Here is a 783-nt window from a genome sequence, read left to right on the forward strand (position 1 = left end):
CTCGGAGATGTGTATAAGAGACAGCCTGCTACACAAAGACAAAATTTGCTCAGTTAATCAGCTCTTGACATCAAAACAACAGTCTCCACGTGGATTGAGAGAACGGGTAGTATAGCTACACTTTTTGAGTGCACACTATGGATACTGGGTGCACTTTTTAACGATAGGAAAAGCTATCGTTAAAAGGTTTAAGACTGGCTTAATAACTTGGTTTTTGAACATAAAAAATAGCCTAGAGGAACTCCCCTAGGCTGACTTTTGTAACATTTCAAACGCTCACATTCTTTTGACTTTTACGATGCCCTTTCAATATTCACACTAATCTCTGATTTAAAAGTTACGCTGAACCTGTCCTCGTAAACTTTTATTTTCTTGATGTACTTTCTTACCAGCTTCTCGTCATACTCACTAATATCGTGACTCTCACTTTTCAGAAAATCTTCCATTTCTCTGATTCGTCTTTTAGCATCTTCTTGACCTGCTTTTTCTATAAGAAGCTGCTGTTTCTTACCTTTCAGTTCATCAATCTCGTTGACAGTTTTCGTGTAGTCTTTTTTAGCTTTAAGCAAGGTTAGTAGTATCGCTTGTTTAACTGCAATTCTTTTATCAACCGTTTCAATCTCGTTTAAGTTATTGCCCGCGATAATTTCTCTAATATTATTCTTCAACGTATCCAATACTTCATCCGATTACCCTAACTAATCACCGGCTAAACAGGACGGACATTGAGCCTGACTTTAAGATTCATAAAAAGAAGTGGCTATTACTGACAGAGATCAGTAA

1 protein-coding gene is annotated in these 783 nt (G+C 37.0%); it reads right to left on the minus strand.

Going from position 1 to position 783, the window contains the following annotated elements; translation table 11 throughout:
• Positions 1 to 293 precede the first annotated feature (293 nt).
• Positions 294 to 668, minus strand: a complete 375-nt coding sequence (locus A5295_RS05520) for an integrase (protein ID WP_231875304.1) — start codon at positions 666 to 668, stop codon at positions 294 to 296.
• Positions 669 to 783: the final 115 nt, after the last annotated feature.

The organism is Gardnerella sp. 26-12, assembly GCF_001660745.1.
Taxonomy (GTDB): domain Bacteria; phylum Actinomycetota; class Actinomycetes; order Actinomycetales; family Bifidobacteriaceae; genus Bifidobacterium; species Bifidobacterium swidsinskii.